Genomic DNA, 1274 nt, shown 5'->3' on the forward strand with positions numbered 1-1274 from the left:
TAGGGGCTTGCAATTAAATATAACCCCAGTTATACTAAAAGGGTTAGGAAACAAAAAATCTGACATCAGCAGTTGTGACTTGTGTGATTGAGATGGTAAAAATGATCTTGAGTGAACCAGTTAAATTGACATTCAAAGATGCTGCCAAAAAACTAACGGGCTATCGCCGTCGAGACTTTATGGCAAAAGTGGCTGAAGACTACTTCAATGCTTGGGCCCGTCAAGTAGAAACGTTTATGGGATGGAACCGTGATAGCGTTCAATTAGGATTACATGAACGACGTACCGGATTAATTTGTGTTGATAATTACCGAGCTAGAGGGCGACATAAAAGTGAAATTTTGCTGCCTAACTTAGAAGCTGATATTCGTTCTGTAGTAGAGCCAGAGTCCCAGGCAAATCCCAAGTTTCAATCGACATTCTTGTATGCCAAAATTACTGCCAAGGCAGTGGTATCGGCATTAGTCAGTCATCATAACTATAAGATTGAGGAATTGCCATCTCGTCAGACAATTGGCACGATTTTAAATCGAATGGGGTATCGCCTAAAAAAACACAAAAAACCAAGCCGTTAAAAAAGATTCCCGAAACGGATGCGATTTTTGAGAATGTATTGAAGGAGAATGAAGCCTCCGATAAAGATGTCAAGTCTCTACGAATATCAATCGATACCAAGGCAAAAGTTAAAATTGGCAACCTCTCACGGGGCGGTAAATCTCGAACCCTTAAACCGAATTCGGCTGATGACCACGATACTGAGTGGCAAGCAATATTAGTCCCTTTTGGAATTCTGAACACTCGAAGTGACCAATTATCTATTTATCTGGGTCAGTCTGCGGAAACCACTGATTTTATCGTCGATTGTCTAACAGATTGGTGGCATAATAACAAATCTGATTACACCGAACTTGAAGAATTAGTAATTGACCTTGATGGTGGTTCGGCAATCAGAAGCAATCCCACACAATTCATCAAACGAATTGTCGAGTTATCTCAGAGAATTAGTTTAAGAATTAGACTAATTTACTATCCACCATATCATAGCAAATATAATCCAATTGAACGCTGTTGGGCGGCACTTGAAAATTATTGGAATGGTGCTATTTTAGATTCGGTTGAAACTGCTATAAACAGGGCAGGCAACATGACGTGGCAAGGAATTAAACCCATTGTACATTTAGTTGAGACAACTTACGACAAAGGAATAAAAGTCTTACCAAAAAAGTTAAAAGAGTATCTACCCTTATGGCAACGTTCTGAAACTTTACCGAAAT

General features: G+C 39.3%; 2 protein-coding genes. Both read left to right on the plus strand.

Translation table 11 applies throughout. The features are described from left to right. Window positions 1–101 precede the first annotated feature (101 nt). Window positions 102–575 (plus strand): hypothetical protein, encoded by a 474-nt coding sequence (locus QUB08_RS31975; RefSeq protein WP_333230320.1) that lies wholly within the window; start codon window positions 102–104, stop codon window positions 573–575. Between the two features lie 5 nt (window positions 576–580). Then, on the plus strand, window positions 581–1274 hold a 694-nt coding region (locus tag QUB08_RS31980), incomplete at its 3' end, for an ISAzo13-like element transposase-related protein (RefSeq protein ID WP_445300986.1).

It is taken from the genome of Microcoleus sp. BR0-C5 (genome assembly GCF_036705045.1).
Lineage (GTDB): Bacteria > Cyanobacteriota > Cyanobacteriia > Cyanobacteriales > Microcoleaceae > Microcoleus.

Excerpts from the sequence above, each read along its gene's own strand:
- QUB08_RS31975 (WP_333230320.1), top strand. The coding sequence starts at position 102 with ATGATCTTGAGTGAACCAGTTAAATTGACATTCAAAGATGCTGCCAAA.